The sequence below is a fragment of the Burkholderia sp. 10_S31 genome, assembly GCF_056930375.1.
In genome coordinates this window covers 977,803-1,004,104 of the sequence record NZ_JBXOWK010000003.1, presented here as the reverse complement: position 1 = coordinate 1,004,104, position 26,302 = coordinate 977,803, and the positions used below count along the sequence as shown (strand labels likewise).

The window sequence follows — 26,302 nt, the reverse complement described above, 5'->3', positions numbered from 1 at the left end:
CATTCTTCATGAGCGCACCGTCGCGACGGCCCTTCGGGCCCGCGTCGAAGCAGTCCCTTGCAGCCTCTTACCGCCCCGTGTGCAGTAAGTGCTTAAAGGCTTGCCCCGACGCGCAGCACACGACATCGCGCTCGCCGGCAAACCGTGTCGGACGGCCCGCCCGTTCCGGCGCAGTCAAAGGAGTGCATGACCTTGACCGCAACACACGTCAGCCCGACCGCTGCCTCTTCCTCCACGTCTTCCGGCGAGGCCCCGCTCGCCGCGGACGACATTACCGTCGTCGACCAGAGCCTGCTCAAGCGCGCCGTCAGCGCAATGGCCATCGGCAATGCGATGGAATGGTTCGACTTCGGCGTCTACAGCTATATCGCCGTCACGCTCGGCAAGGTGTTCTTCCCGTCGAGCAACCCGTCCGCGCAGCTGCTCGCGACCTTCGGCACGTTCGCGGCCGCCTTCCTCGTACGCCCGCTCGGCGGCATGGTGTTCGGCCCGCTCGGCGACCGCATCGGCCGCCAGCGCGTGCTCGCCGCCACGATGATCATGATGGCCGCCGGCACCTTCGCGATCGGCCTGATCCCCAGCTACGCATCGATCGGCATCATGGCGCCCGTGCTGCTGCTCGTCGCCCGCCTCGTGCAGGGCTTCTCGACCGGTGGCGAATACGGCGGCGCCGCCACCTTCATCGCCGAGTTCTCGACCGACAAGCGCCGCGGCTTCATGGGCAGCTTCCTCGAGTTCGGCACGTTGATCGGCTATGTGATGGGCGCCGGCGTCGTCGCGCTGCTCACCGCGTCGCTGTCGCAGGAAGCGCTGCTGTCGTGGGGCTGGCGCGTGCCGTTCCTGATCGCGGGCCCGCTCGGTCTGATCGGTCTGTACATCCGGATGAAGCTCGAGGAAACGCCGGCGTTCAAGCGCCAGGCCGAAGAGCGCGAAGCGCAGGACAAGGCCGTGCCGAAGGCACGCTTTCGCGAGACGCTGCTGCGCAACTGGCGCGCGCTGCTGCTCTGCGTTGGCCTCGTGCTGATCTTCAACGTGACCGACTACATGGTGCTGTCGTACCTGCCGAGCTTCATGTCGTCGACGCTGCACTTCGACGAATCGCACAGCCTCGTGCTGGTGCTGATCGTGATGGTGCTGATGATGCCGATGACGCTCGCCGCCGGCCGCCTGTCGGACAAGATCGGCCGCAAGCCCGTGATGCTGGCCGGCTGCGTCGGCCTGCTGGTGCTGTCAATCCCGTCGATGATGCTGGTCCATGCGGGCAGCACCGCGTCGGTGTTCAGCGGCCTGCTGATCCTCGGCGTGCTGCTGTCGTGCTTCACCGGCGTGATGCCGTCCGCGCTGCCGGCGCTGTTCCCGACCGAGATCCGCTACGGCGCGCTCGCGATCGGCTTCAACGTGTCGGTATCGCTGTTCGGCGGCACGACGCCGCTGATGACCGCGTGGCTCGTCGATGTGACCCACAACCTGATGATGCCCGCGTACTACATGATGGGTGCCGCCGTGATCGGCATCGTGTCGGTCGTCGCGCTCGCCGAAACCGCGCGCCAGCCGCTCAAGGGCTCGCCGCCGGCCGTCGCGTCGCGCCGCGAGGCGCACCAGCTGGTGCGCCAGCTGCGCGAGGACGACGAATCGCAGATCTACAGCGTCGTGTCGACCGCGCGCGCCTGAGCGTCGCGTATGAAAAAGCCCCGGCAAAAGCCGGGGCCCGATCGAATCCGATCCGCCCGACCGGCTTGCGCCGGCCGGGCTTTTTCATATGTTCGTCAAACGCGCGTTCACGCGTGCGCTTCGCAGTGGCGGCAGAAGATCAGCGCACGCGAACGCGACACGGCAGCCTGCGCACCGCGAGCGGCGACGATCAGGCCGACCTGGCCGAGATTGAAATCGCGCTCGACCATCAGCTGCGTCAGCGCGGCAAGCGGCAACACGACGGCCGGGTGGTACAGGCTCGATTCGATCAGGGCTCTCATCATTTGCTCCATCAGGCAATGCATGTTCGATGGAGTGGATTCTAGGGATGACCCTCATCCGGATAAACAGCACGAATGCGAAGTCACTTGTTGGCGGCAGTGAACAATCGGCCGGCCCTTTATCCGACGGGGCTGAGCCGGTGGCGCCGGACAGCCCGGGAGCGCAAAACGGACGAACCTGCGGTGGTTTTGCCGACGCCGAGCCGAACGGCTGTGGAGAAAACGGGCGGCCGCACGGTCGATGACGGCCGGGTCGATCCGTGCCGGATGCCGGCGCAGGTTCCAGCGAGGCCACGCGCTGCTCGCGCCGCCCCGCCCTCTTTTCTCCTGCGCCGCCGCGCTCGACGCCGGCTTCAGTCGAGCGGTGTCTCGACAAACGCCGGCAGCGCTTCCGCGCGTGCCGAATGCGCGGCGAGCGCCGGATAACGGGCCGGATCGATGCGTGTGAGTGCCGGGTAATCCGCGGCCATGAACTGCGTGAAGCGCCATGCGACGGCGACGGTCACGTCGGACTGCAGCAGGCGTGCGCCGCCGAGCCAGCCGTTCGCGGCCGCGACGAGCGGTTCGAGTTCGCCATACGCAGCCTCGAGCTGGCTCAGCACGCGCTCGAGCCACGGCGCGTGCTGCTTGTCGGCCGGCCGCAGCGCCTGCTCGTACACGACCTGCACCGTCTTCTCGGCCGCCGCCAGCGCGAAACCGACCGGCACCAGCGCGCGCAGCCGCTCGTCGGCGGCGTCGGGCAGCAGGCGCCGCTCCGGCGCGACGCGATGATCGAGGTAGTCGACGATCAGCGACGATTCGATCAGCGTCGTGCCATCGTCGGTAATCAGTGTCGGCGCCTTCACGACCGGGTTGAGCGTCCGGAACCGGTCGAAGTGCCGGAACACCGAGACCGACTCGTGTTCGAACGGCAGGTCGAGCAGCTTCGCCGAAATGGCGACACGGCGCACGAACGGGGAATCCAGCATGCCGATCAGCTTCATCGCAAATTGCTCCGCTTGAGGGAATGGGACCGACGACTGTAGCAGCGCCGTGCGTTGCCGCCTAGCGATGCGTGCCCGATCTGCGCTTGATGCGCGTTACCCGGTCACGTATCCGACACCCGCTGCGCGGCCAGAGTGACCATAATGCAGATTCACGCCCCTTCCGCCCCGAGGTTTGCCATGTGGTATGCCGTCGTCGAGCAGCAGAGGGAATGGATGCGCTCCTGGCGCGCGGCGACACGTCACGCGTTCGACGTGTGGCCCGCCACGACGCTGCCGCACGCCGCGTCGTCGTGTTATGACGATCTTTTCGAGCCGCTGCTCGGGCCGGCCATCGGGCCGCCTCGCTTCGAGATCCGGCGGCCGGCCGTCGACGAGCGGATCGTCGCGCGCACGCCGTTCTGCCAGTTGCGGCGCTTCGCGCGCGACGATGCGCGGCGCACGGTGCTGCTGTGCGCGCCGCTCGCGGGGCACGCGGCCGTGATGATGCGGGAAACCGTCGAGACGCTGCTCGCCGACGGCGACGTGTGCGTGACCGACTGGGTCAATGCGCGCGACGTTGCGCTCGCAGCGGGCCGCTTCGGGCTCGACGAGTACGTGGCGACACTCGACGGCTTCGTCGACGCGCTTGCCCGTGACGACCGGCCGCTGCACGTCGTCGCCGTGTGCCAGGCTACCGTTCCCGCGCTCGGCGCCCTCGCGCTGCGCGCCGCGCGCGGCCTCGCGCCGCCCGCGAGCATCACGCTGATCGGCGGGCCGCTCGACGCGCGCGTCAACCCGAGCGTGCTCGGCACCACCGCCGCGTCCCGGTCGCTCGCGTGGTGCCGCCGCCACCTGATCGACATCGTGCCGCCCTGCTTCCCCGGCCATGGCCGTCATGTGTTCCCGACCTATCTTCAGCAAGGCGAGATCGCGCTGCTGTATCCGCAGCGCTTCCTGACGCTGATCGAGGACTACGCGCGCGCAGCGTCCCGCTTCGACCTGACCGCGCTGACGGACGCGCGGCGCGCGCTGCGCGAATACACGGCGCTGCTCGACATGCCGGCCGAATACTTCCTGGATACCGTCGATGTCGTATTCCAGCGGATGTGCCTCGCGAACGGCACGTGGGACGTCGGCGGCCAGCGCGTCGAGCCGGCCGCGCTGCGCGACGTCGCGCTGCTGACGGTCGAAGGCGGTTGCGACGCCGTCACCGGCGCCGGCCAGACGCATGCGGCACACGACATGTGCCGCGGCCTCACGGCCGGCGAGCGTCATCGCAGCGATATCGACGATTGCGACCACTATGGGCTGTTCACCGGCGACCGCTGGCACGGCGACGTCCATCCGGCGCTGCAGCGCGTGTTCGCACTGGCCGAAGCCGGTCGCCCCGGCGCGCGCCGGCGCCGGATCAAGCGGACGTAATGCCGTCGTCCTGCGCGCGCGCCGCCTCGAGCAGCGCGCGCACCTCGTCGTCCCTGGTCTGGTCGAAACGCGCGTAGAACTGGCTGATGCCGAAAAACCGGAGCGGCTCCGACGCCGTGACGAACGCGTCGGCCAGACCGTCGAACGTGTGCCGCGCGCCGGCCGGCGCGACCGGTACGGCAACCACGATGCGCGCAGGATGGCGCTCGCGCAGCGCCTGCAGGGCAACGCGCATCGACGCGCCGGTCGCGACGCCGTCGTCGACGACGATCGCGATGCGGCCGTCGACCGGCAGCGGCGGCCAGGCGCCGCGATACAGCGCGTCGCGGCGCTGCAGCTCGGCGGTTTCGCGTGCAATCACGTCGGCCAGTTGCGCATCGGTCACGCCCATCGCGCGGATCGCCGCGTGCTGCAGGTGGATCGCCCCGCCGGTCGCGATCGCGCCGATCGCGAATTCAGGATCGGACGGCATGCCGAGCTTGCGCACGACCAGCACGTCGAGCGGCACGCGCAGCGCCTGCGAGATCGGGAATGCCACCGGCACGCCGCCGCGCGGCAGCGCGAGCACGACGACGTCACGACGCCCCGCATAGTCGCGCAGCGCGTGCGCAAGCCGGCGCCCCGCGTCGGCGCGATCGGCAAAACATTCGGTCACGATTGGCTCCCTGCCGTTGCGTCGGATGCGCGACACTCGCGCCGGCGCCTGTCCAACGAGCATGGTTCATCGGTCGCACTGATGCAAGCGGGGTCACACCGGCGTGGACAGCGTGCAGTTTGCGACGAGAAAGGGGATGAATGGCGTTCGGCCGGGCGGGCCGTCGATCAGAGCCCGCCGGCCTGCCGGTACAGCCGCCAGAACGATTGCGCGTACGACTGCGCAAGCTCCGGCGCGCGCTGGAACACGTTCACCGTTTCCGCGCGCGCGGCCGCGCCGTCGGACAGCGTCGCGAGCGCAACGCTGTCGTCGACGATCACAAAGCGTGGCGCCGGATCGCCGTGCCGCGAGTCGATCGCGACATCGATGCCGGCCGATTTCAGATAGCCCGCGCCGCTGTACTTGCCCGCACGCGACGAACGCACCAGCACGACCCGCACTTCGATCCCCCGCGAGCGCGCCGCACACAGCGCCGCAGCAACCGCGGGCGGCACATACGCGTAGCCGGCCAGCAGCACGCGGCGCTGCGCTTGCCCGATCAGGTCGACGGTCGCGTCGGCGGCTGCATTGTCATACGAAAAGTACCTGCCGACGGAGGCGGCGTCGGACGGAATCGGGCTGGCGTGGGCACTCGCCGCGTAGCCGAACGCGGCGAGGAGGAAGGCGGCTGGTCTCATGGCGGGCGCCATTGTAGCGACGCCAATTCGCGTGGCAAGCGCCTGCTGAAACGGTGCTGCGCCGGCGCAACACCCGCTGCCGAACGATCAACCGGCGGGCCGATTCCCGAATCGATTTCGCCGCGTTGCCGGGCCGCTTGCGCGCCGACGGTCAGCCGGCCGCGACGCGCGCGAGCCAGCTCGCGATGCCGTCGACGGAACGGAAATCCGCGACGCTGCGCGCCGGCAGCGCCGGATACGCGCCGCCCGCCATTTCGGCCAGCGCGCGGCCCGGGCCGAGTTCGAGGAAAGCGGTCGCGCCTGCCTCGACGCACGCGGCCAGGCAGGCCGCCCATTCGACCGGCTCCGCGATCTGCCGCGCGAGCTTGTCGAGGCCCGCATCGACATCGAGCACCGACGCGCCGTCGATCCCCGAAAACAGTCGCGTACCGGGCAGCGACCGGCGCACGTTCACCGCGGCCAGCGACGCGCGAAACGCGGGCACCGCCGCCGCGAGCCGGCGCGTGTGCGATGCGATCCGCACGCACACGGGGGCAACGCGCAGCGCACCGTCGCGTGCGGCAGCGTCGGCCACTGCGTCGACGTCGGCCTGCCGCCCCGCCACCACGAACGCGTCGCCGGGATTGGCGATCGCGATCGCTGCATCGCGGCCGTCGCACAGCTGCGCGAGCTGCGCACGCGCCAGCCCGCGTACAAACACCATTCGTTCATCGCCCCCGCTCGCGGCGTCCATTGCGCGCGCGCGCGCATCGGCAAGATCCAGCGCATCGTGCGGGTCGATCATCCCGGCGACGCTCCACGATGCGACTTCGCCGACGCTGTATCCGGCGACACAGCGCCGCCGCGGCCACACCGCCTCGAGCAACGCGGCCGCCGCGAGCGCCTGCACCGTGCAGAGGATCTGCGCGGCGCGGTTCTCGCGCAGCGCGTCCGGTTCGGCGTGCCGCACCCAGTTGCGCGGATCGTCGCCGAGGAGCCGGCCCGCGTGCGCGAACAGCGCGTCGGCCTGCGGCACCGCGCCGGTCAGCTCGAACATGTCCGCGCGCTGCGCACCTTGCCCCGAACACAGGATCGCCAGCGTCATCGCTCCTCCTCGTCCGCTTCGAGTGCATCGACGAACACGCTCATCGCCAGCAGGTCGGCCGCGCCGCCCGGGCTCAACCGGCGCGCGACGAAGGCGCGGTGTGCGGCGGCCGCGCGCAATCGCCAGTCGCGGGCGCGGATGCCGCCGCGGGCGACGAAGGCGCGTGCCGTGGCCCGCGCGAAATCGAGGCCGGCCTGACCGCCCCGATGCAGGAGATTCGTATCGTCGAGCGCGGCGATCAGCGCGAAGCATGCGTCGACACGCGCGGCTTCCGGGTCGTCCGGAACACTGCGCCGCGCACGGCGCAACGCCGGCAACCCGACGCAGTACACGGTCGCGAATCCGTCGGCCGCCTCGCGACGTGCGCCGCCGACGCCGTAACGGCGGCTTGCACGCTCGCCGTGACTGTCGGGCAGCCGCGGGCCGCCGAGGATCTCGGTGCCCCAGCGCTGCGCGACGAACGCGCCGAGCGTCATCGTGCGTGCGGCCGTGCCGGGCACCGTGCGGCGACCGGCGGCCGCGCACAGCAGCCCGAGCCCGAAGATCGCGCCGCGATGGGTGTTAACGCCGCCGGTCACGGCAAGCATCGCGTGTTCCGCGCGCAGCCCGATCTTGCGCAGCACGGCCATGTCCGCGTCGCGCGCGCCGGCGTGGGCGAGTTCCGCGAAGTACGGCCGCAGCACCGCCGCGCTGCGCGCGAACGTCGCGGCATCCATGTCCGCATGGCTGCCGGTGTCGACGTGACTGACGAGCCCCGGTTTCGGATACGTGTCGATTTCGAGCACGAGGCTGCGCTCGGCGAGTTCGGCGATGCGCTCGGCGTCGGACGGCGCCGTCACGCGGCGGGCGGCCGATGCACTCATCGCAGGCCTCCGGCGAATGCCTCGGCAGACATCAATTCGACCGCGATCGCCGTCTTGACCGCGACTTCAGGCAGCCGCGCATGCAGTTCGCGCCAGTTCACGCCCGCACCGTCGTCGCGCAGCAGTTCGCCGTCGATACGCATCGGCGCCCGCGCGTCGAGCGCCGCCAGGCCGTCGAGCAGCACAGCGAGCGACGCGGCGTCCGGCAGCGGAAACACGACGTCGAGATCGGAAGACGCGCTCAGGTAGCGCTCGCCCGTCAGCGCCTGCCATGCGAGGCTGCCGAACACGCGGCCCGGCACACCGCAGCGCGCGCCGAGCGCATCCAGTTCGCGCAACGTCGCATGCCATGCGTCGGGCGCGACAACGAGCACGTCGGCCAATGCGGGCAGCGGGCCGACCGACTTCACGGCGTCGACGCCGACGTTCAGTGCGATGCGCCGCTTGCCCGCGGCAGGCGGCAGCGGCAGGCCGAGCGGGATGCGCCGCGCATCGGCCTCGTCGGGCGATGCGCGGCGCACGATCAGCGGCCAGCCGTACGCGGCCCACGCTTGCACGAGCGGATCGGCCGCCAGCGCGGGATCGCGCGCGCATGCCGCGCCCCACCCGGCCGCCGTCAGCGTGACGAGCGTGTGGCGGCGCAGCGGCGTGTCAGCGTGCGGCACGCGCGAGTGCCTCGACACGCCGCGCGACGTCGGCCGCGACCGGCCGGCCGCGTGCCGCACGACCATCGCCGCGATCGGCCGGCTTGCCGAGCCATTCGCCAACCTGCGCGTCGAGCGCGCGAGCCGGATCGAGCACGGCGTCGACGGCGCCCATCTTCACGAGATTGTCGAGCCCCGGCGCGAATACCGGCGTCGAGCGCGCCATCTCCTTCAGCACGTCGATCGGCAGCTTCGTCACGCGCGACATCGACGGCAGGTCCATCACCTCCGGCTCCGCGCCCGGCACCGCGAGCAGCGTGCGCGTCGCGAGCGCGGTCGCGATGAACGCACCGGCGGCCGTATGGCCATACAGCACGCCGATCGTCCGGTGCCCGGCGAGCTCCGCGTGCATCAGGCATTTCGCGAGATGCGACAGCCCTTCGTTCAGGCCGAGCAGTTCGTCGCGCTTGCTCATCCGCTGGCTGTCGCTATCGACGAGCACGAGAATCGGCGTGCCGCCGCTGCGCGCGATCGTGTCGAGCACGTGCGACGCGAGCGTCACGGCTTCGTCGATGCCGAACGGCAAGCGGTCGGCGACGCCGATCACGTCGACGCGCGTGCCGGCGAGATCCGCGTGGCCCGTCAGCAGGCCACCGGTGCGCGCGATCGAATGGCCTTGGGGGAACAGTGAGGTCAGTACTTCATCGAGCGTCATGCTGCCTCCCGCCGGGCCGCCCCAAGGGGCGTAGCGGAGAATTCGCGGAGCATCGCTCCGCGCCCGCGCAGCCGGTCGGCTTTGCAAAGCCGGCCGTGGACGGCAGGCGCCCCCTCGGGGGGAGCCGTGCATGGGACCGGAGTAAGCGCTGAAGCGCTAACTCCGGTCGACAGCGAACGAAGTGAGCGTGGGGGTCGTTTCATTTCTGCTCCTGCAATTGATCGGCGAGCTTCGCGAATTCATCGTCGGGCATGCCGGGGATCGCTTCCGGCGTGTTCGCGCCGAGCGCGCGCCACACGTCGAGCGCGTCCTTGCATCCACCGAACCGTTCGACGCGCGCTTCGAGACGCGCCTGTTCCGCGCGCAGCATCGCCGCATCGAACGTCGGCGCACGGCCGATCAGTTCGAGCGCGGCCGCGCGAAACGCGTCGGGCGTGTCGGCTACATAGCGGTCCGCGCCGCCGATCAGCCGGCGATGCTTGCCGCCCATCGTGCGCCAGATCAGCGCGCGATCCTTCGCGTCGAATTCCTCGACGCCGCGATTGGTCTCGATCACCTCGGGGCCCGACACGCTGATGCGCCCTTGCTCGGACACCGCAAGCGCCGAGCAGCACGCCGCGAGCAGCCCGCCGCCGCCGTAGCAGCCCGCGCGCCCGCCGATCAGCCCGATCACCGGCACGCCGGCCGCACGCGCCTCGACGAGCGCACGCATGATCTCGGCGATCGCGAGTTCGCCCGCGTTCGCCTCCTGCAGCCGCACGCCGCCCGTATCGAACAGGATCAGCACCGGCGTGCCGAGGTCGCGCGCCGCGCGCAGCAAGCCCGTGAGCTTCGCGCCGTGCACTTCGCCGAACGCGCCGCCCATGAAGCGACCTTCCTGCGCGGCGACAAACACCGGCCGGCCGTCGAGCCGGCCGTGGCCGGCCACCATTCCGTCGTCGAACTGCTGCGGCAGGTCGAACAGCGGCAGGTGCGGGCTCGTCACGCGTTCGCCCGGGCCGAGAAATTCCGTGAAGCTGCCCGCGTCGAGCAGCCCGTCGACACGCTGGCGCGCCGACGCTTCGTACCAGCTCGCGCCGTTCGCGACGAACGCGGGCGCGTCGTGGATCACTTCGTTCGTCATGCGTCCCCCTCGATCGCGCGCACGGCCTGCGCGAGCCGCAGCGACACCATGTCTGGCCGCGCACCGCCGTCGTTGATCGACAGCTTCAGGCCGCCCGGCGCGCGCCGTTCGACGAAGTCCGACACGACGGCCTGCCATACCGTGCCGAAGCCGACCGCCGCGGTGCGGATGTCGATCTCGCATTCGTTGCCCGGCAGCACGCGCTCGACGAGCACCTCGAGGTTGCCGGACGCGACCACGCCGACGAGCGCCGCGGCCTGCTCGCCCTTCGCGCGCTCGCGCGCGGTGAAGCGATAGTTCAACTGTTCCATGCCCTCTTCCTCACCAGTTGCGGAACCGGGCCGGCGGTGCATAGAGCCCACCCGACCAGTGCACGAGATCCTTGATCGAGCGCGCGGCGAGCCAGCGGCGATCGGCGTTGAGCGGATCGATGCCGAGATCCTCCGGGCGGCGGATCACGCCGCGCTCGCGCAGCCGCTCGACCATCTTCCGGTCGCGGCCGCGGCCGATTTCCGTATAGCCGGCGACGCCACGGATCGCGTGCTCGCGTTCATCCTTGTCGCGGCACATCAGCAGGTTCGCGATCCCTTCCTCGGTGACGATGTGCGTGACGTCGTCGCCGTAGACCATGATCGGCGCGAGGTCGAGCTGCAGCTTGTCGGCAAGCTTCAGCGCGTCGAGCTTCTCGACGAACATCGGCACGTTCTTGTCGCCGAACGTCTCGCCGATCTGCACGACCAGCTTGCGGCCGCGCCTGAGCGCCGCCGGCGTGTCGGGGTCGGCTTCGGCGCCGGCCTTCAGCCACGGCTCGCTCGGGTGACGCCGGCCGCGCGCGTCGCTGCCCATGTTCGGCGCGCCGCCGAAACCGGCGATCCGCTCGGCCGTGACCGTCGACGAATGGCCGGACAGGTCGATCTGCAGCGTCGAGCCGATGAACATGTCGCACGCATAGAGGCCGGCAGTCTGGCAGAACGCGCGGTTCGAGCGCAGCGACCCGTCGGGACCGGTGAACCATACGTCGGAGCGCGCGCGGATGTAGTCGTCCATCCCGACTTCGGAACCGAAGCAGTGGATCTGCTCGACCCAGCCCGATTCGATCGCGGGGATCAGCGTCGGGTGCGGATTGAGCGCCCAGTGCGTGCAGACCTTGCCCTTCAGCCCGAGCTTCGCGCCGTAGGTCGGCAGCAGCAGCTCGATCGCGGCCGTGTTGAAGCCGATCCCGTGGTTCAGGCGCTTGATCCCGTACGGTTCGTAGATGCCCTTGATCGCGAGCATCGCGGTCAGGATCTGCGTTTCGGTGATCGCGGCCGGGTCGCGCGTGAACAGCGGCTCGACGTAGAACGGCCGGCCGGCCTCGACGACGAAATGCACGCGGTCGCCCGGAATGTCGACGCGCGGCACCTTGTCGACGATGCGGTCGACCTGCGCGATCACGATGCCGTCCTTGAATGCGGTGGCCTCGACGACGGTCGGCGTGTCTTCCGTGTTCGGGCCGGTGTACAGGTTGCCGTCCGCGTCCGCGCTGACCGCCGCGATCAGCGCGACCTGCGGCGTGAGGTCGATGAAGTAGCGCGCGAACAGCTCGAGATACGTGTGCACCGCGCCGAGCGCGATCTTCCCGCCGAACAGCAGCTTCGCGATCCGCTGCGACTGCGGGCCCGAATACGCGAAGTCGAGACGCTTCGCGATTCCGCGCTCGAACACGTCGAGATGCTCGGGCAGCACGACGCCCGACTGCACCATGTGCAGGTCGTGGATCTTCGCGCTGTCGACATCGGCGAGCGCCGTCGCGAGCAGGTCGGCCTGCTTCTGGTTGTCGCCTTCGAGGCAGACGCGGTCGCCCGGCCGCAGCACCGCTTCGAGCAACGCGACGGTGTCGCGCGCATCGACCCGCTTGCCCTGCGCGTACGCCGCGCCGGCCGCGAGGCGTGCATCGCGCGCTTGCCGCGCGTGATTCCATCCCGTCATGAACAGTTCTCCCGCTTCGATGGTTCAGCGGCATTCTAAGCCGGGCGCCGCCGCCGATTGATGATGTTGACGAATGCGACTCAGAGGACGCCGCGATGGATGCGGCCCGCGCGCACCGGCTGCACGCACAGGCCGCCCGAATCGCTCGCGGCGGCTACGCGCCGATCAGCGCGCGCGTCGCGAAGAACAGCACCGACGGGCCGAGCAGGCAGCCGACGCCGGTATGGAACGTCGCGACCAGCGCGCCGTACGGCACGAGCCGGCGGTCGGTCGCGGCGAGGCCCGCGCTCACGCCGCTGACGGTGCCGGCCAGCCCGCCGAAGATCATCGCGGAGCGCGGCGTCTTCAGGCCCATGAAGTTAGCCGCGACCGGCGTGCCGACCATCACGATGATCGCCTTCACGAGGCCCGTCGCGATGCTGAGCGCGATCACGTCGGAGCTCGCGCCGATCGCCGCGCCCGTGACGGGCCCGACGATATAGGTGACGGCGCCCGCGCCGATGGTCGTCATGCTGACCGCATCGGTATAGCCGAACGCACGCGCAATGCACGCGCCGACGATGAACGGCAGCACGGTGCCGAGCAGCAGCGACACGACGCCGACGAGCCCGGCCTTGCGCGCCTCGGTCGGCTGCACTTCGAACGCGGTCGCGACGATCGCGAAATCGCGCAGCATCGCGCCGCCCATCAGGCCGACGCCGGCGAACAGCGGCACGTCGGCGATTCCCTTCTCGCCGCCGGTGAATGCGCCGCCGACATACGCGAGCGCAAGACCGATCACGATCGCGATCGCGGAGCCGTGCACGCGGCCGAACGTCAGCTTGCGCGACGCGATCGACGACAGCCACATGATCAGGCCGACCAGCGCGAACGACGCGACGAGCCCGTTGTGGGCGACGGTTTTTTCGAGCATCTGCAGCATGGCGGCCTCCGTCACTGTTCTTCAAATTGCGGCACGCCCGCGAAGGCCGTGTCGTCGCGCCCCATGCGCACGAGTACCGCGATGCAGCATGCGCAGATCGCCACCGCGCCGACGGCCGCGAGCAGCGCGACCGGCCCGCCCTTCAGCGCGGCGACGACGTTCTGGTTCGCGGCCATCGCGACGACGACCGGGATGTACATCGCGCCCCAGAAACCGACGCCCGCTTCGGTCTCCTTCGGCAGCCAGCCGTGCCGGTGCAGCCACAGGCGCAGGCAGATCAGCAGCAGCATCGCGATACCGACGCCGCCGACGTTGGTCTTCACGCCGATCGCGGCGCCCAGCAGGTCGCCGAGGAACAGTCCGGCCAGATGGCAGAACGCCAGCAGCGCGGTTCCATAGATGATCATGAGTCGTCTCCAGTCTCTTCGTGACGGGCGCCTGACACCTGCGGGAGCCGGGCCCGCACGCCGATCCCGTGCGGACTGCCTGTCTCCTGCGGCGGTGCGCCGCGGCCCGGCGGCTCGTCGTGCGAGCGCGTTCTCGGGGTCGATGGAATGATGCGGTTTCGGGCCGGACGCCGGATGGCTTAGACTGACCGAAGCAAGCCGGCGGCGCGACACGGGCTACGCGTCCGGTGCGCCCCGCTTGCATGGGCCGCACCAGGGCGTGATCCGATACTAGCGCCGCAAAATCCGGCCATTTATGAAGTTGTCGAAACCGATTCAGTGGATTTAGCAATGCGTCCCTTACCGCCCGAGCTGCTGCGCAGCTTCGTCGCCGTCGCCCAGTCCGGCAGCTTCACCGCCGCGTCCGAGCGCGTGAGCCTGTCGCAGTCGACCGTCAGCCAGCACATCCGCCGCCTCGAGGAGCTGCTCGACCGGCCGCTGTTCGAGCGGGATACGCGCAACGTGCACCTGTCGCAGCACGGCGACGCGCTGTTCCGCTACGCGGTGCGCATCCTCGAACTGATGGACGAGGCCGTCACGTCGGTGTGCGGGCCGCCGCTGTCGGGCAAGGTGCGGCTCGCGATGTCGGAGGATTTCGCGTCCGCGCACCTGACGGCCGCGCTCGCGAGCTTCGTGCAGCGCAATCCGGAAGTCGAGCTCGCGATCTCGACGGGGTTGTCGGGCGACCTGTTCGATGCGCTCGACGAAGGCCGCCACGATCTCGTGTTCGCGAAGCGCGTCGCGGGCAGCCGGCGCGGCCGCGTGATCCGCAGCGAACCGCTGTACTGGTGCACCGGCCCCGATTCGCGGATCACCGGTCACGAAGCCGTGCTGCCGCTCGCGATGCATCCGGAGCCGAGCGTGTCGCGCCGCCGCGTGCTCGAATCGCTCGAGGCGGTCGGCCGCCCTTACCGGATCGCCGTCGTGAGCAGCAGCATCGCGGTGCTGCGCGCGGCCGCGAGCGCGGGGCTCGGCGTCAGCGCATTCGCGGGCTACGTGATTCCGGCCGGGCTCGCGCGGCTCGACGCGGGGCTGCCCGAACTCGGCGAACTCGAATACGTGATCGACCGGCCCGCGGCTGCGTCACGCTCGACGCTCGCGCTCGAAGCGACGCTGATCGCGGCGGCGGCCGAACTGTAGCGAAAGCCTTCGCCATCGCGCCGGTGCCGCCCCGCGGCGGCGTTCGCGCGCAACTGACAGCCTCGCCCGGAACGCGTCAGCGTCCGTGCAGTACGCGCTCGCGACAATGGGACCCATCGGAACGCACGGCAGTGTGCCGCGCGCCCGCTGTCCCGTCCCCTTGATCGGAGCACACCATGAACGTCTTGCGATTCGCCGTCGCGACCGCCGCAGCCGCGCTGCTGTCCCCCGCCTTTGCGCAAACCGATGCCACGGTACCCGCACAGGGCCTGACGCGTGCGGAGGTCATCGCCCAGTTGAAGCAGGCCTATCTCGACGGCGAACTGCCGACCAACGACGGCAACTATCCGCCGAATGCCGCGACGCGCGCGCGCAATCGCGAACTGGTGCAGGCCGTGCAGCCCGCGTGGCTCGCGCAGACGCCGCAGGCACCGCAGATGGTCACGCAGCAATAGCCCTTTCACGACCCGGCCGAAACGCGGCGCGGCGACCCGCTCAGGGCAGGAAGCTGCGGCGCCGCGCGTCGATCAGCTCGACGAGCAGCCGGTCGCGCTCGGCCGCCAGTTCCTGCATCGAACGCTCGCCCTGGATCGCGCGCAGTTCGTCGTTCAGCTTGCGATCGACGGCCGGATCGAACGACGGCGTGCCGAGGTCGTCCCACCAGGACGTGATCGGCCCCGACAAGTGTTCGAGGAAGTGCGCGATCCCGCCCGCGCCGCCGCCGAGGTGATAGGTCAGGCACTGTCCCATCAGGCCCCAGCGCAACCCCGGGCCCCACGCGACCGCCTTGTCCGCATCGGCGACGCTCACCACGCCTTCGCCCACGAGGTGATATACCTCGCGAAACAGCGCGGCTGCGAGCCGGTTCGCGACGTGGCCGGTCATTTCCTTGTTGAGCACGATCGTCTGCTTGCCGAGTGCGTCGTAGAAATCCTTCACGCGCGTGATCACGCCGGGGTCGGTCGCGTCGCCGCCGACCAGCTCGACGAGCGGAATCAGGTGCGGCGGGTTGAATGGATGCGCGATCAGGCAGCGTTCCGGATGCTTGTCGCACGCGGTCTGGATCTCGGACATCTTCAGGCCCGACGAGCTCGACGCGATCGGTACGCGCGCGGGCAGCACGGCGTCCATCTGCCGGTACAGCGCACGCTTCAGGTCGAGCCGCTCGGGGCCGTTTTCCTGCACGAAATCGACGCCGTCGAGCGCGCGCACGAGATCCGCGTCGAACGACAGCCGCGCGGAAAGCTCGGCGGCGCGCTCGCCGAGGAATGCAGCGAGTGCGTCGCACAGCCGCGCGTCGGCCTGCGGCGCGGGATCCGTCGCGACGACGTCGAAGCCCTTCGACAGATAGAAAGCCGCCCAGCTCGCGCCGATCACGCCGGCCCCGACGATCGCGATGCGTTGAATGTCCATGTCCGTTCCGTCTCCGTGGTCTGTGGATAGCGCGACGATTGTCGCATCGAACCGCATCGCCACGCGTTGATGCCGGTTGCAATTTCCCTCTTGAAAACCGCTGCGGCAGCCTCTAATTACCGGTTGTCAGGCAGTGCCCGTCACGCGCACTGCCCCCGTTTCGACTCAGCGGAAAACCGCGCGTCGCACTCGCCATCGGCGTCGCGTCGTCGCGTCTTTCGCGTTCCATGTTCCGGAGGACCTTCATGAGCAGCATCCATAACGGCCACGACCTGTTCGACGAATTCGCCCGCGTGCAGCGGCAGATGGCGAGCCTGTTCGGCGAGCTTCCGACCGGCATCCGCGCGGTGCGGCCGAGCGCGTTTCCCGCGCTGAACGTCGGCGCGACCGACGACGCGATCGAGATCGTCGCGTTCGCTCCCGGCATGGCCGCGGCCGACTTCGACGTATCGATCGACAAGGAGCTACTGACGATCAGCGGCGAGCGCAAGCCCGTGCCGCAGGATGCCGGCGACGAGCTGCGCACCTATGCGCAGGAGCGCTTTCACGGCGCATTCCGCCGCGTCGTCGAACTGCCGCAGAACGCGGACGCCGACAACGTCAGCGCCCGCTATGAAAACGGCTGCCTGCTGATTCGCGTCGGCCGGCGCGAGGCATCGAAGCCGCGTGCGATCCCCGTTCAGTAACCTTCAGGAGAACGACATGAATACGAGCCAGACCCTGAGCGAACGCCAGACCGGTGCCGCCCATGCGGCTGCCATCGACGCCGCGCGCCGGCCTGCGATCACGCCGGCCGTCGATATCGTCGAAGACAGGCAGCGCGTCACGCTGCGCGCCGACCTGCCGGGCGTGCCGCGCGAGAACCTCGACGTGAAGGTGCACGACAACACGCTGACGATCGAAGCCGACACGCGCATCGACACACCGGCCGACCTGCGCGTGCGGCACGCCGAAGTCCGCGCGCCGCGCTTCGTGCGCACGTTCGTGCTGAGCCCCGACCTCGATACGTCGAGAATCGATGCGAGCCTGCGCGACGGCGTGCTCACGTTGACGATTCCGCGCCGCGAGGAAACGCGCCCGCGCCGCATCGACGTGACGGCCGGCAACGCGTAAGCGCCGGCACGTGCTCATCGCGTAACGCGCATGACAAAGCCCCGCCAGGCATGACACCTGGCGGGGCTTTTTTCAACATGCGACGTGACACGCGCACGCCGTCGCGCTCAATCGAAATCGAACAGGTCGAACACCGACTTCTTGCGACGCTGGCCGTCGTGCCGGTAACGATCATCGTGCGGGCGACCGTCGCGCCCCCAGCCATCGTCACGCCCGCGCGGTGCATGCGCATCGTGCCGCACGGGCGGCTCGTCGCGGCGTGCCGGCACGTCGCCGGTTTCGCGTGCGAGCAGCTTGTCGAGTTCGCCGCGATCGAGCCACACGCCGCGGCACGTCGGACAGTAGTCGATCTCGATCGACTGGCGCTCCGCCATCAGCAGGTCGGGCGTCTTGCAGACCGGACATTTCATCGCGCTTCTCCTTTCGTTGAGAATTCCGAATCAAGGACGGGCCTCGGCCCGCCCGCTTGCTCAGTGAGCTTCGCCCCGCGCCGCGCGCTTTGCCTTCGCACGCCGCGCCAGCATGTTCATGCCCTCGACGAACGCCGAGAATGCCATCGCCGCGTAGATATAGCCCTTCGGCACGTGCGAACCGAAACCTTCCGCGATCAGCGTCATGCCGATCACGACGAGGAACGACAGCGCGAGCATCACGACGGTCGGGTTGCGGTCGATGAAGCGTGCGAGCGGCTGCGCGGCGAACAACATCACGCTCACCGCGACGATCACCGCGACGAACATGATCGGGATGTGCTCGGTCATGCCGATCGCGGTCACGATGCTGTCGATCGAGAACACGATGTCGAGCATCACGATCTGGCCGATCGCGGCCCATACCGTCAGGCCGGCCGCGCCGCCGGATGCGCCCGCGCCGTCGCCGTCATGTGACACGTGATGGTGGATCTCGGTGGTCGCCTTCCACACGAGGAACAGGCCGCCCGCCAGCAGGATCATGTCGCGCCACGAGAACGCGTGATCGAACAGCGTGAACACGGGTTCGGTGAGACTGGCGATCCACGCGACGCTGCCGAGCAGCGCGAGGCGCATCACGAGCGCGAGCGCGATGCCCAGGCGCTGCGTGCGGGCGCGCTGCGCTTCGGGCAGCTTGTTGCTGAGGATCGAGATGAAGATCAGGTTGTCGATGCCGAGCACGACTTCCATCACGACGAGCGTCAGGAGCGCAGCCCAGACGGCGGGGTCGGCGGCAAGCGTCAGCAGGTAGTCCATGAAAAGGGCCGATTCGAATGTGGAAAGCCCGATGATAGGCGACTCACGACTTCGCAAAAATCAGAGAGAATCTGATTTTTGGTTCGGTTTTTCCGAAATATTGATCCGATGCTGAATTTCCGACATCTGTACTATTTCTGGGTCGTCGTGAAGGAAGGCGGCTTCGCGCGCGCCGCCGAGCGGCTCGACATGGCCGTGCAGACGATCAGCGCGCAGGTGCGCGAACTGGAGAAGTCGCTCGGCCACCAGCTGCTGCGCCCGGCCGGGCGCGGCGTCGCGATGACCGATGCCGGCCAGGCCGCGTATGCGCGCGCTGAGGTCATCTTCGAGATGGGCCGGCTGATCCCCGACGAAGTGCGCGCGGCGGCCAGCCAGCCGACCGTGCGGCTCGCGGTCGGCCTCGCGGACGGGATCTCGAAGCTCGCCGCGCATGCGATTCTCGCACCGGTGCTCGATACGCCCACGCTGCGACTGCTGTGCCACGAGGGCGAGCACGATGCACTGCTCGCGGAGCTGGCGCTACATCACCTCGATCTCGTGCTGGCCGGCCAGGGTGCGCCGTCGGGGTCGAATCTGCGCGTGACGAGCGAGCGGCTCGTCGCATCGCCGGTCGACTGGTACGGGCCGGCCGTGCTCGTCACGCCGGCCGCGCGGCAGCGCTTTCCGCAGTGCCTCGCCGAGCTGCCGGTGCTGCTGCCGACCGCCCATTCGGCGCTGCGCGCACGCCTCGACCGGTGGCTGGAGCAGGAACGGGTCGTACCGCGCGTGGCTGGGGAATTCGAGGACAGCGCGTTGATGGCCGTGTTCGCGGCACGCGGCCTCGGCGTGTTTCCGCTCAGCGAACTCGGCGCGAACGACGCGTCGCTGCTGCGTGGGCTGCGCCGGCTCGGCCGTGCGGGCGACGTGACCGAGGAAATCCACGCGATCCGCTCACGGCGCGGCGAACACCATCCGCTCGCGTCGCAACTGCTCGCCGCCGCGCGGCCGGCGCCGGCCGGCTGAAGCAAGCGCGACATCAAACGAAACTATAATGACGCCCCGGCCATACGAGATTGCCACGCGCATCGCACCGGCACCGCCGTTGTGCGCCCTGCGCCGCAGCCCCGCGCGGCATCTCGCCGAGCCTTTTGAAAGACGCCATGCACAACCGATTTCGCCTGTTTTCCGTTTCGTGCGCACTCGCGGCCGCGACCGTGCTGGCGGCGTGCTCGTCGCCGCCCAAGCCGATCTACCAGCAGGAGCAGTTCGACGCGACGAGCAGCCCGTATGCGCACACGTTCCGCTCGAAATCCGACGCGGCCTGCGAGGCCGCGCGTCGCGCGCTGCTGAGCCAGGGCTATGTCGTGTCGTCGTCGCGCAACGATGCGGTCGACGGCAGCAAGAATTTCCAGCCGAGCAACGACATGCACGTCGTGATCGAGTTTCACGTCGTGTGCGCGGACGCGAACGCGGACGGCACGTCGAGCATCGCGTACGTGAACGCGGTGCAGGACCGCTACACGCTGAAGAAGTCGAATACGTCGGCGAGCGTCGGGCTCAGCGTGTTCGGTTCGCTGTCGCTGCCGATCGGGTCGAGCGACGACGCGCTCGTGAAGACCGCGAGCGAGACGATTCCCGCCGGCGTGTTCTACGAGCGCTTCTTCAATCTCGTCGAGCATTTCCTGAAGATCGATCCGGCCCACCGCGATCGCGCGACCGTGAAGGCGGCCGAGAAGGAGCCGGTCACGCCGCTGCCCGAACCCGCGCCGACGCCGCAAGGCGAGCCGATGAAGATGACGACGCCCGTCGTGCCGACGCCGCCGGCCGCGCCGGTGCCGCTGTCGGTGCCGAGCGTCGCGCCGACTTCGGGCACGCCCGTCGTGCCGGCCGTGCCTGGCGCGGCATCGGCCGTGGTCGCGCCGGGGGCGATGCGGGGTGTGGGGGCTGGTGTGGCTTCGGTGCCGGCTTCTGCTTCGGCACCGGCTTCGACCTTGGCGCCTGCTTCGGCTCCGACCACGGCTTCGACTCCAGCCCGTGCTTCGGCTCCGGCCAGTGCTTCAGCTTCAGCCCGTGCTTCGGCTCCGGCTAGTGCTTCGGCCCCGGCCCCTGCTTCGGCTTCGGTACCCGCCTCTGCTCCGACACCCGCTTCGGCATCGACGCCTTCTGCCGCAACGCCGGCATCGTCCACGCCCATATCTGAGGCATCCGCATCTGCACCGTCGAACGCTGCTTCGGCATCGGCAGAGAAGACGCCGGCGCCTCCAGCTGCCAATCCCGTCGCCTCGTCCGCACCGACCGGTGCCAGCGCACCATCCACGAACTGACTGCGCGACCGCCTCTGCGCGCCGTGCGCCCATTGCGCGCGGCGCGCCACGTGCGCCGCTGCCTGTCACCGTCCGGCGAGTGGGCCGCACACCCGCCCACCGGCTGCGCATGCTCGCCGTGACGTGACCGGCGCTCGGGAACAGTCCGTCGCGACAGACAACGCCAATCGGGGTTTCGCGGATGCCCGCGGCCGTTCCCGCCCCGCCGTCACCCTGCCGCTACGTCTTCGGCCGCATCGCCTGCCGGCTGCGCCGTGTCACGCGCGTTGACGCGTTACCGCAACGTCGCGTTCAGCGTCTGCAACTGCTCGACCGTCGCCGTCACGCCGCCGCACACGATCACCGCGATATCAGCCGCCGAAGCGAGCACCGGCACCGACCGTTCGAGCGCGGCCAGCGCGGCGCCGCACGCCGGTTCGACGACGATCCGGTGCTCTTCCAGGAACCGCAGCGATGCAGCGACCGCCTGCGCATCGGACACCACGACCGGATGGATTGCATGCCGCGTCGCCCATTCGACCGCCGCGTCGCACGGCCGCTTCGCACCGAGCGACGTCGCGATGCTCGTGATCGCCGGCAATTCGATCGGGTGCCCCTTCGCGAGCGAGCGCGCGTAACTGTCGGCGCCCTCCGTCTCGACCGCAACGACCGGCACGTCGTGCCAGCCGTTGCGCGCGAGCCCCTCGAGCACGCCGCACAGCAGCCCGCCGCCGCCGACCGCGAGCACGACCGCGTCGGGCTTCGGGCCGGTCGCCGCCATCTCGTCGATGATCGTCGCGTGCCCTTGCCACAGCACCGGGTCGTCGAACGGATGCACGAACGCGTCGTGCGCGCCGACGGCCGACAGCGCGAATGCGTTCGCCTCGGCCCAGCTCGCGCCGTGCACGACCACCTCCGCGCCTTCAACGCGGATCAGCTCGCGCGCGCGGGCCGATGCCGTTTCCGGCACGACGACGAGCACCGGCACGCCGAGCTCGCGACCGCAATACGCGACCGCGATGCCCGCGTTGCCGCCCGACGACGACACGAACCGGCGCGCGCCGGCCGCATGCCGCGCTTCGCAAACCGCGCCGATGCCGCGCAACTTGAACGAGCCGGACGGCTGCAGCGCGTCGAGCTTCAGCCGGATGTTCGTGCCGAGGCGGCGCGACGCGATTTGCGAACGGATATAGGGGGTCTGGATATGAAGCGGCATGGTGCGGGACGCGGTCGGGACGAAGGGAACGCACGCGGCCTCTGAAAGGCCCGGCAACGGCGACCATCGTACGACACGCCCGTCATGCTTTCCAATACTATTGAATGGCACTTGCTATGCTTTACAGGCATATCCACTGAATCGCACTGAATCGAAACCGGAGCCCGCCCCGCATGCGTCAGATCGAACTGCGTCACCTGCGTTACTTCGTGGCGGTCGCGCAAGCCGGCAGCGTGATGGCCGGCGCCCGCGCGGCCGGAATCGTCCAGCCCGCGCTGTCGCGGCAGATCCGCGAACTCGAGGACGCGATCGGCACGCCGCTGCTGGTCCGCCGCGCGACGGGCGTCACGCTCACGGCGGCCGGCGCGAGTTTCCTGCAGGATGCAACCGGCCTGCTCGCGACGTTGCAGGAGAGCCGCGAGCGCGCGTTGCGCAGCGCGGCCGGCCGGCTCGGCGAACTGCGGCTCGGCGCGCTGCCGAACTGGCTGCCGCTGCCGGTCGTCGCGAACGTGCTCAAGGCGTTTCGAGACGCGTGTCCGGACGTGAAGCTGTCGATCGCGCCGATGCTGTCGGCCGAACAGGCGGCGGCACTGACGCGCGGCCAGCTCGACGGCGGCATCATGGCGTGGCGCCGCGACGAGGCACCGCATCTGTCGGGCGTGCGGCTGCTGAGCGACCGCTTTGTGCTGGCAATGCCCGCGCCGCCCGGCGGCCGCTTCCACGCGCCGCGCACGCTCGCCGACGTCGCGCACGAACCGTTCGTCTGGTTCGACGCGCAGCGCTCCGCCGCGCACCACCGCTTCCTGATGGCGCAGTGTGAGCGGGCCGGTTTCACGCCGCGCATCGCGCAGGTCGGCAGCGACATTCCGACGCTGATCGGTCTCGTGGCGGCCGGCATGGGCTGCGCATTCGTGCCGGAAAGCGCATCGCCGACGTGTCCGCGCACGGTCAGGCTCGTCGCGCTCGACGAACTCGCGAGCCGCTTCGACATCGAGTTCGTGTTCGACGGCGCGGCGGCGCCGCCTTCCCCCGTCGTCGCGCGGTTTCTCGACGCGGTGCGCGCCGCGGCCGGCCACACGGACTGACCGCCCGCCGGCGTGCTCGACCCGCGCGCCTGCGACGGATTGCGCAGCATCGCCTGGCCGCGGATCCGCTCACCTGCGCGGCGCGTCGCAAGACGGCCGGCTTCCCTGTCATCGCACGCCAAACATCCGCTCGAACGGACGGAATATCTTTCAAATCGATGACGATCGGCGCCGTGACGCCGGTACTTTTTAAATTGACACCAAAAACAGCCGTTTAACGTCATTTCGAAATGCTCTGCCCCGAAATATACTGCGCCCGCATCCAACCCTCGTGCCAATGAGAGGATGCCTTTCTACCCCGGTCACGGTCCCCCTGTGACCGGGTTTTTTTTGGCCTCGCGCCGCGCCGGTAAAGGGTCAGTGGCAAGGATGACGCGTTCGCGCCGCGACCAGTCGGCTGACCGACACTGCGCCGCCGTCTGCCGCCCGCCCTGCGTCGAAAGCCGGCCACATCGCAAACGCGGCGCACAACCGGCTCGTGCTCCGTGTCCCGACACCACACGCCTTTCGGATGACGAAAGCCTTTCACCCGGCGCGCAGTCGATCGTCGGCACGGCCGGCAGCCGGCTTCGAGCCACGAATCGCCACAAGCCCCGGCGCCGCGAGCCGCGCACACCGCACACGCCACCCCGAATCCGCGTATTGTTGACATGAAATCAAGATAATTTCGTCCGAACACGGCTTTTTTCGCAAAAGTCATGCAGGCACACTTCATCCTGTCCACAACGGCCCGGTGCCGTTGCCCACTGCTTACAGGAGCGCATCGCGTGAACACCACGACTTCTTCTCCTTCCCGCCCCGGCGGCAGCGCGGCTTTGCCGCTGCTGGCGCTCGCCGCCGGTGCGTTCGGCATCGGCACGACCGAGTTCTCGCCGATGGGCCTCTTGCCCGTGATCGCCGACGGCGTGCACGTGTCGATTCCGCAGGCCGGCATGCTGATCAGCGCGTATGCGATCGGCGTGATGGTCGGCGCGCCGCTGATGACGCTGCTGCTCGCGCGCTGGTCGCGCCGCTCGGCGCTGATCGCGCTGATGTCGATCTTCACGATCGGCAACCTGCTGTCGGCCGTCGCGCCGGACTACACGACGCTGCTGCTCGCACGACTCGTCACGAGCCTGAACCACGGCGCGTTCTTCGGGCTCGGCTCGGTGGTCGCGGCCGGCCTCGTGCCGCGTGAAAAGCAGGCCAGCGCGGTCGCGACGATGTTCATGGGCCTCACGATCGCGAACGTCGGCGGCGTGCCGGCCGCGACCTGGCTCGGCCAGATGATCGGCTGGCGCATGTCGTTCGCGGCTACCGCGGCGCTCGGCGTGATCGCGATCGCCGGCCTGTTCGCCGCACTGCCGAAGGGCGCGGCCGGCAAGATGCCGAACCTGCGTGCCGAACTGTCGGTGCTGACGCGCCCCGTCGTCCTCGGCGCGCTCGCGACCACGGTGCTCGGCGCCGGCGCGATGTTCACGCTGTACACGTATGTCGCACCGACGCTCGAACACCTGACCGGTGCGACGCCCGGCTTCGTCACCGCGATGCTCGTGCTGATCGGCGTCGGCTTCTCGATCGGCAACATCGCCGGCGGCCGCCTCGCCGACCGCTCGCTCGACGGCACGCTGATCGGCTTCCTGGTGCTGCTGATCGTGACGATGGCCGCGTTCCCGCTGCTCGCCCGCACGCATGCCGGTGCCGCGGTCACGCTGCTGGTCTGGGGTGTTGCCACATTCGCGGTGGTCCCGCCGCTGCAGATGCGCGTGATGCGTGCCGCACATGACGCGCCGGGCCTCGCGTCGGCCGTCAACATCGGTGCGTTCAACCTCGGCAACGCAGTCGGTGCGGCGGCCGGCGGCGCCGCGATCTCGGCCGGCTTCGGCTACGCGGCCGTGCCGCTCGTCGGCGGGCTGATCGCCGCGGCAGGGCTTGCGCTGGTCGCAGTGCAGATGATGCAACGCCGCCGTGCGCCGGCCGCGGCGAATTCGTAAGCGCGCGGCGTCGATATACGGCACTGCAATTGAAAACGCCCGCGTGGAGATCTCGACGCGGGCGTTTTCGCTCACGGGCCGCGCGTCGTCGCCTCGACGTATCCACGCGGTGGCGAACCCGCCGAAGAACGCATGCGCATGCGCATCGAGGCGCTCGAGCGGAACGGCCGGGAATGTAGGCGCGCGAATGCGCGCTCTCGCAAAAGGAAGGAAGCCGGCGCCGCGCCACACGGCCCAGCGCCCGATGCACCGTCAGAAGCGATGCACGATGCCGAGTTGCACGCCGCGCGCGTTCGCGCCCGGATATGCGAGCGGCAGGCCAGGGTTCGCCGCACCGGCGAGCGTGTAGCCGGCCTGATTGCGGTTGCGCAGGTACGACAGCGCACCATAGAAGCTCGTGCGCTTGGACAGGTCGTATTCGTACATCAGCCCGAACTGGTCCGCGTTGTCGCCCTGCGACGTCTGGTCGTGCAGGTACGCATAGCCGAGCGCGACATAGTTCGCCGGGTTGAGCTGGTACTTGAGCGACAACCCGTACACGCGCGAATCGATCCCGAGGTCGGCCCACTTCACCGCGGAGAAGCCGCCGTACACGGTCGCCTTGCCGATCGCGTACGATGCGCCGGCCATGATCGTGCGATCGGTCGTGGTCGCCGTCGCGTTCTTCAGCCACTGCCCCGCGACGAACGCCGCGAACGGACCGTGCTCGTAGGTCACGTCGAACTGCTGGCTCGAGCCTGCCGAACGCACGCCGCCCGCATCGCCGAAGCCGAAGTACAGCCCGGCCTGGAAGCCGGCGATCTCGGGGCTCTGGTACGACAGCGTATTGCTCGTGCGGAACGAGAACACGGTCAGGTTGTCCATGCCGGACGCCTGCGTGACACCACCGAACGCGTCCTGCCCGCCCTGGTCGTTGAACAGCGGCGAATTCTGGCGGCCCGCGCGCACCTTGCCCCACTGCCCCGCGATGCCGACCCACGCCTGACGATTGAACATGCTGCCCGAACTCGCGAGCGAACCGTCGTTCGGATTGAAGCCGTTCTCGAGCGCGAACTCGATCTTCTGGCCGCCGCCGATATCCTCGCCGCCCTTCACCCCGAAGCGGCTGCCCCACTGGCCGCCCGAGCCGATCGCCGCGGTGTAGCCGTTGCCGGTGTTCACGTACTGCGCGAATTCGTCTATCACCCCGTACAGCGTGACGCCGTCCTGCGCGAGCGCGGCGCCTGAACCGGCAAGACATGCGGCCGCGACGGTCATGCGAAGACCGGCATGCGCCGATCGCGCCCGGGAACGATTGTCTCGTGCGTTCACTCGTTTAGTCATACTATCCAATGAAAAGAGAAAGGAACGATGCCGCGCACGGTGGTCTGCCGTGCCGGCATCGCGGATAACGAAGG

Annotated in this window: 28 protein-coding genes; 10 read left to right on the top strand and 18 right to left on the bottom strand. The window is 69.4% G+C overall.

Annotated elements, in window-relative coordinates:
* Nucleotides 1-186: 186 nt before the first annotated feature.
* On the top strand, nt 187-1,671 hold the full coding sequence (proP, locus tag AC1Z3W_RS24735; RefSeq protein WP_483508612.1) for a glycine betaine/L-proline transporter ProP: 1,485 nt from the start codon (nt 187-189) through the stop codon (nt 1,669-1,671).
* 107 nt (nt 1,672-1,778) lie between these two features.
* On the opposite strand, the gene AC1Z3W_RS24730 is transcribed toward proP, so the two are convergent.
* Both AC1Z3W_RS24730 and AC1Z3W_RS24725 read right to left on the bottom strand, forming a co-directional pair.
* Entirely contained in the window at nt 1,779-1,976 is a 198-nt protein-coding gene (locus AC1Z3W_RS24730; protein ID WP_057927925.1) for a hypothetical protein, read from the bottom strand.
* Between the two features lie 350 nt (nt 1,977-2,326).
* Nucleotides 2,327-2,956 (bottom strand): glutathione S-transferase family protein, encoded by a 630-nt coding sequence (locus AC1Z3W_RS24725; RefSeq protein WP_057927886.1) that lies wholly within the window; start codon nt 2,954-2,956, stop codon nt 2,327-2,329.
* 180 nt (nt 2,957-3,136) lie between these two features.
* Here AC1Z3W_RS24725 and phaZ point away from each other — a divergent pair, with 180 nt between their 5' ends.
* Nucleotides 3,137-4,360: a polyhydroxyalkanoate depolymerase gene (gene phaZ, locus AC1Z3W_RS24720; RefSeq protein WP_483508611.1), complete on the top strand. Its 1,224-nt coding sequence runs from the start codon at nt 3,137-3,139 to the stop codon at nt 4,358-4,360.
* On the opposite strand, the gene AC1Z3W_RS24715 is transcribed toward phaZ, so the two are convergent.
* From AC1Z3W_RS24715 to madL, 11 genes are all read right to left on the bottom strand, one after another.
* Nucleotides 4,347-5,015 (bottom strand): phosphoribosyltransferase, encoded by a 669-nt coding sequence (locus AC1Z3W_RS24715; RefSeq protein WP_483508610.1) that lies wholly within the window; start codon nt 5,013-5,015, stop codon nt 4,347-4,349. The genes phaZ and AC1Z3W_RS24715 overlap by 14 nt on opposite strands.
* 167 nt (nt 5,016-5,182) lie before the next feature.
* Nucleotides 5,183-5,704: a phospholipase D-like domain-containing protein gene (locus tag AC1Z3W_RS24710; RefSeq protein WP_057927884.1), complete on the bottom strand. Its 522-nt coding sequence runs from the start codon at nt 5,702-5,704 to the stop codon at nt 5,183-5,185.
* Between the two features lie 139 nt (nt 5,705-5,843).
* A complete protein-coding gene (gene mdcH, locus AC1Z3W_RS24705) occupies nt 5,844-6,776 on the bottom strand; it encodes a malonate decarboxylase subunit epsilon (RefSeq protein ID WP_124833273.1) in 933 nt (310 codons plus the stop codon).
* Nucleotides 6,773-7,639: a triphosphoribosyl-dephospho-CoA synthase MdcB gene (gene mdcB, locus AC1Z3W_RS24700; protein WP_124833274.1), complete on the bottom strand. Its 867-nt coding sequence runs from the start codon at nt 7,637-7,639 to the stop codon at nt 6,773-6,775. The genes mdcH and mdcB overlap by 4 nt, the downstream gene beginning before the upstream one ends.
* Nucleotides 7,636-8,304: a malonate decarboxylase holo-[acyl-carrier-protein] synthase gene (gene mdcG / locus AC1Z3W_RS24695; protein ID WP_483508609.1), complete on the bottom strand. Its 669-nt coding sequence runs from the start codon at nt 8,302-8,304 to the stop codon at nt 7,636-7,638. Before mdcG ends, mdcB begins: the two co-directional genes overlap by 4 nt.
* Nucleotides 8,291-8,998, bottom strand: coding sequence for a biotin-independent malonate decarboxylase subunit gamma (gene mdcE, locus AC1Z3W_RS24690; protein ID WP_483508608.1), 708 nt, complete (start codon nt 8,996-8,998; stop codon nt 8,291-8,293). Before mdcE ends, mdcG begins: the two co-directional genes overlap by 14 nt.
* A gap of 199 nt (nt 8,999-9,197) precedes the next feature.
* The gene (locus tag AC1Z3W_RS24685) at nt 9,198-10,121 is read right to left on the bottom strand and encodes a biotin-independent malonate decarboxylase subunit beta (RefSeq protein WP_483508607.1); all 924 of its coding nucleotides are present in this window, start codon (nt 10,119-10,121) and stop codon (nt 9,198-9,200) included.
* The gene (gene mdcC, locus AC1Z3W_RS24680) at nt 10,118-10,432 is read right to left on the bottom strand and encodes a malonate decarboxylase acyl carrier protein (RefSeq protein WP_057927879.1); all 315 of its coding nucleotides are present in this window, start codon (nt 10,430-10,432) and stop codon (nt 10,118-10,120) included. The genes AC1Z3W_RS24685 and mdcC overlap by 4 nt, the downstream gene beginning before the upstream one ends.
* A 10-nt stretch (nt 10,433-10,442) precedes the next feature.
* Complete coding sequence (gene mdcA, locus AC1Z3W_RS24675; protein ID WP_483508606.1) at nt 10,443-12,089, bottom strand: malonate decarboxylase subunit alpha; 1,647 nt, start codon at nt 12,087-12,089, stop codon at nt 10,443-10,445.
* Between the two features lie 154 nt (nt 12,090-12,243).
* Nucleotides 12,244-13,011: a malonate transporter subunit MadM gene (madM, locus tag AC1Z3W_RS24670; RefSeq protein ID WP_057927877.1), complete on the bottom strand. Its 768-nt coding sequence runs from the start codon at nt 13,009-13,011 to the stop codon at nt 12,244-12,246.
* Between the two features lie 11 nt (nt 13,012-13,022).
* On the bottom strand, nt 13,023-13,418 hold the full coding sequence (madL, locus tag AC1Z3W_RS24665) for a malonate transporter subunit MadL (protein WP_057927876.1): 396 nt from the start codon (nt 13,416-13,418) through the stop codon (nt 13,023-13,025).
* 330 nt (nt 13,419-13,748) lie between these two features.
* Here madL and AC1Z3W_RS24660 point away from each other — a divergent pair, with 330 nt between their 5' ends.
* Both AC1Z3W_RS24660 and AC1Z3W_RS24655 read left to right on the top strand, forming a co-directional pair.
* Nucleotides 13,749-14,597 carry a LysR substrate-binding domain-containing protein gene (locus tag AC1Z3W_RS24660; RefSeq protein WP_039322076.1) on the top strand — a complete coding sequence of 283 codons (849 nt, stop codon included), beginning with the start codon at nt 13,749-13,751 and terminating at the stop codon, nt 14,595-14,597.
* Nucleotides 14,598-14,773: 176 nt separating this feature from the next.
* Nucleotides 14,774-15,052 carry a DUF4148 domain-containing protein gene (locus tag AC1Z3W_RS24655; protein ID WP_124833277.1) on the top strand — a complete coding sequence of 93 codons (279 nt, stop codon included), beginning with the start codon at nt 14,774-14,776 and terminating at the stop codon, nt 15,050-15,052.
* A 40-nt stretch (nt 15,053-15,092) separates the two neighbouring features.
* Here the strand turns inward: AC1Z3W_RS24655 and AC1Z3W_RS24650 are convergent, their stop codons facing one another.
* Nucleotides 15,093-16,010 (bottom strand): 3-hydroxyacyl-CoA dehydrogenase NAD-binding domain-containing protein, encoded by a 918-nt coding sequence (locus AC1Z3W_RS24650; RefSeq protein ID WP_124833278.1) that lies wholly within the window; start codon nt 16,008-16,010, stop codon nt 15,093-15,095.
* 245 nt (nt 16,011-16,255) lie between these two features.
* Here AC1Z3W_RS24650 and AC1Z3W_RS24645 point away from each other — a divergent pair, with 245 nt between their 5' ends.
* Entirely contained in the window at nt 16,256-16,696 is a 441-nt protein-coding gene (locus AC1Z3W_RS24645) for an Hsp20/alpha crystallin family protein (RefSeq protein WP_057927873.1), read from the top strand.
* Nucleotides 16,697-16,712: 16 nt separating this feature from the next.
* Complete coding sequence (locus tag AC1Z3W_RS24640; protein ID WP_057927872.1) at nt 16,713-17,123, top strand: Hsp20/alpha crystallin family protein; 411 nt, start codon at nt 16,713-16,715, stop codon at nt 17,121-17,123.
* 107 nt (nt 17,124-17,230) lie between these two features.
* Here the strand turns inward: AC1Z3W_RS24640 and AC1Z3W_RS24635 are convergent, their stop codons facing one another.
* Together AC1Z3W_RS24635 and AC1Z3W_RS24630 are read right to left on the bottom strand one after the other, a co-directional pair.
* Nucleotides 17,231-17,533 (bottom strand): TFIIB-type zinc ribbon-containing protein, encoded by a 303-nt coding sequence (locus tag AC1Z3W_RS24635; RefSeq protein ID WP_057927871.1) that lies wholly within the window; start codon nt 17,531-17,533, stop codon nt 17,231-17,233.
* Nucleotides 17,534-17,593: 60 nt separating this feature from the next.
* On the bottom strand, nt 17,594-18,349 hold the full coding sequence (locus AC1Z3W_RS24630; protein ID WP_057927870.1) for a TerC family protein: 756 nt from the start codon (nt 18,347-18,349) through the stop codon (nt 17,594-17,596).
* 108 nt (nt 18,350-18,457) lie between these two features.
* Here AC1Z3W_RS24630 and AC1Z3W_RS24625 point away from each other — a divergent pair, with 108 nt between their 5' ends.
* Together AC1Z3W_RS24625 and AC1Z3W_RS24620 are read left to right on the top strand one after the other, a co-directional pair.
* Nucleotides 18,458-19,351: a LysR family transcriptional regulator gene (locus AC1Z3W_RS24625; RefSeq protein WP_057927869.1), complete on the top strand. Its 894-nt coding sequence runs from the start codon at nt 18,458-18,460 to the stop codon at nt 19,349-19,351.
* Between the two features lie 137 nt (nt 19,352-19,488).
* Complete coding sequence (locus AC1Z3W_RS24620; protein ID WP_483508605.1) at nt 19,489-20,652, top strand: DUF2242 domain-containing protein; 1,164 nt, start codon at nt 19,489-19,491, stop codon at nt 20,650-20,652.
* A 274-nt stretch (nt 20,653-20,926) separates the two neighbouring features.
* Here the strand turns inward: AC1Z3W_RS24620 and AC1Z3W_RS24615 are convergent, their stop codons facing one another.
* Entirely contained in the window at nt 20,927-21,847 is a 921-nt protein-coding gene (locus AC1Z3W_RS24615) for a pyridoxal-phosphate dependent enzyme (protein WP_124833282.1), read from the bottom strand.
* A 173-nt stretch (nt 21,848-22,020) separates the two neighbouring features.
* On the opposite strand from AC1Z3W_RS24615, the gene AC1Z3W_RS24610 reads away from it, so the two are divergent.
* Entirely contained in the window at nt 22,021-22,932 is a 912-nt protein-coding gene (locus tag AC1Z3W_RS24610; protein WP_057927866.1) for a LysR family transcriptional regulator, read from the top strand.
* Nucleotides 22,933-23,699: 767 nt separating this feature from the next.
* Nucleotides 23,700-24,905, top strand: a complete 1,206-nt coding sequence (locus AC1Z3W_RS24605; RefSeq protein WP_175826043.1) for an MFS transporter — start codon at nt 23,700-23,702, stop codon at nt 24,903-24,905.
* A 252-nt stretch (nt 24,906-25,157) separates the two neighbouring features.
* On the opposite strand, the gene AC1Z3W_RS24600 is transcribed toward AC1Z3W_RS24605, so the two are convergent.
* A complete protein-coding gene (locus AC1Z3W_RS24600) occupies nt 25,158-26,228 on the bottom strand; it encodes a porin (RefSeq protein WP_124833284.1) in 1,071 nt (356 codons plus the stop codon).
* Between the last annotated feature and the right edge of the window lie 74 nt (nt 26,229-26,302).

Excerpts from the sequence above, each read along its gene's own strand:
- phaZ (WP_483508611.1), top strand. The coding sequence starts at position 3,137 with ATGTGGTATGCCGTCGTCGAGCAGCAGAGGGAATGGATGCGCTCCTGG.
- AC1Z3W_RS24725 (WP_057927886.1), bottom strand. The coding sequence starts at position 2,956 with ATGAAGCTGATCGGCATGCTGGATTCCCCGTTCGTGCGCCGTGTCGCC.
- mdcC (WP_057927879.1), bottom strand. The coding sequence starts at position 10,432 with ATGGAACAGTTGAACTATCGCTTCACCGCGCGCGAGCGCGCGAAGGGC.
- AC1Z3W_RS24730 (WP_057927925.1), bottom strand. The coding sequence starts at position 1,976 with ATGATGAGAGCCCTGATCGAATCGAGCCTGTACCACCCGGCCGTCGTG.
- AC1Z3W_RS24660 (WP_039322076.1), top strand. The coding sequence starts at position 13,749 with ATGCGTCCCTTACCGCCCGAGCTGCTGCGCAGCTTCGTCGCCGTCGCC.
- AC1Z3W_RS24640 (WP_057927872.1), top strand. The coding sequence starts at position 16,713 with ATGAATACGAGCCAGACCCTGAGCGAACGCCAGACCGGTGCCGCCCAT.
- AC1Z3W_RS24625 (WP_057927869.1), top strand. The coding sequence starts at position 18,458 with ATGCTGAATTTCCGACATCTGTACTATTTCTGGGTCGTCGTGAAGGAA.
- madM (WP_057927877.1), bottom strand. The coding sequence starts at position 13,011 with ATGCTGCAGATGCTCGAAAAAACCGTCGCCCACAACGGGCTCGTCGCG.
- mdcB (WP_124833274.1), bottom strand. The coding sequence starts at position 7,639 with ATGAGTGCATCGGCCGCCCGCCGCGTGACGGCGCCGTCCGACGCCGAG.
- AC1Z3W_RS24615 (WP_124833282.1), bottom strand. The coding sequence starts at position 21,847 with ATGCCGCTTCATATCCAGACCCCCTATATCCGTTCGCAAATCGCGTCG.
- AC1Z3W_RS24710 (WP_057927884.1), bottom strand. The coding sequence starts at position 5,704 with ATGGCGCCCGCCATGAGACCAGCCGCCTTCCTCCTCGCCGCGTTCGGC.
- AC1Z3W_RS24620 (WP_483508605.1), top strand. The coding sequence starts at position 19,489 with ATGCACAACCGATTTCGCCTGTTTTCCGTTTCGTGCGCACTCGCGGCC.
- AC1Z3W_RS24645 (WP_057927873.1), top strand. The coding sequence starts at position 16,256 with ATGAGCAGCATCCATAACGGCCACGACCTGTTCGACGAATTCGCCCGC.
- AC1Z3W_RS24635 (WP_057927871.1), bottom strand. The coding sequence starts at position 17,533 with ATGAAATGTCCGGTCTGCAAGACGCCCGACCTGCTGATGGCGGAGCGC.
- AC1Z3W_RS24630 (WP_057927870.1), bottom strand. The coding sequence starts at position 18,349 with ATGGACTACCTGCTGACGCTTGCCGCCGACCCCGCCGTCTGGGCTGCG.
- mdcA (WP_483508606.1), bottom strand. The coding sequence starts at position 12,089 with ATGACGGGATGGAATCACGCGCGGCAAGCGCGCGATGCACGCCTCGCG.
- mdcH (WP_124833273.1), bottom strand. The coding sequence starts at position 6,776 with ATGACGCTGGCGATCCTGTGTTCGGGGCAAGGTGCGCAGCGCGCGGAC.
- AC1Z3W_RS24610 (WP_057927866.1), top strand. The coding sequence starts at position 22,021 with ATGCGTCAGATCGAACTGCGTCACCTGCGTTACTTCGTGGCGGTCGCG.
- proP (WP_483508612.1), top strand. The coding sequence starts at position 187 with ATGACCTTGACCGCAACACACGTCAGCCCGACCGCTGCCTCTTCCTCC.
- AC1Z3W_RS24655 (WP_124833277.1), top strand. The coding sequence starts at position 14,774 with ATGAACGTCTTGCGATTCGCCGTCGCGACCGCCGCAGCCGCGCTGCTG.
- mdcE (WP_483508608.1), bottom strand. The coding sequence starts at position 8,998 with ATGACGCTCGATGAAGTACTGACCTCACTGTTCCCCCAAGGCCATTCG.
- AC1Z3W_RS24600 (WP_124833284.1), bottom strand. The coding sequence starts at position 26,228 with ATGACTAAACGAGTGAACGCACGAGACAATCGTTCCCGGGCGCGATCG.
- AC1Z3W_RS24685 (WP_483508607.1), bottom strand. The coding sequence starts at position 10,121 with ATGACGAACGAAGTGATCCACGACGCGCCCGCGTTCGTCGCGAACGGC.
- madL (WP_057927876.1), bottom strand. The coding sequence starts at position 13,418 with ATGATCATCTATGGAACCGCGCTGCTGGCGTTCTGCCATCTGGCCGGA.
- AC1Z3W_RS24650 (WP_124833278.1), bottom strand. The coding sequence starts at position 16,010 with ATGGACATTCAACGCATCGCGATCGTCGGGGCCGGCGTGATCGGCGCG.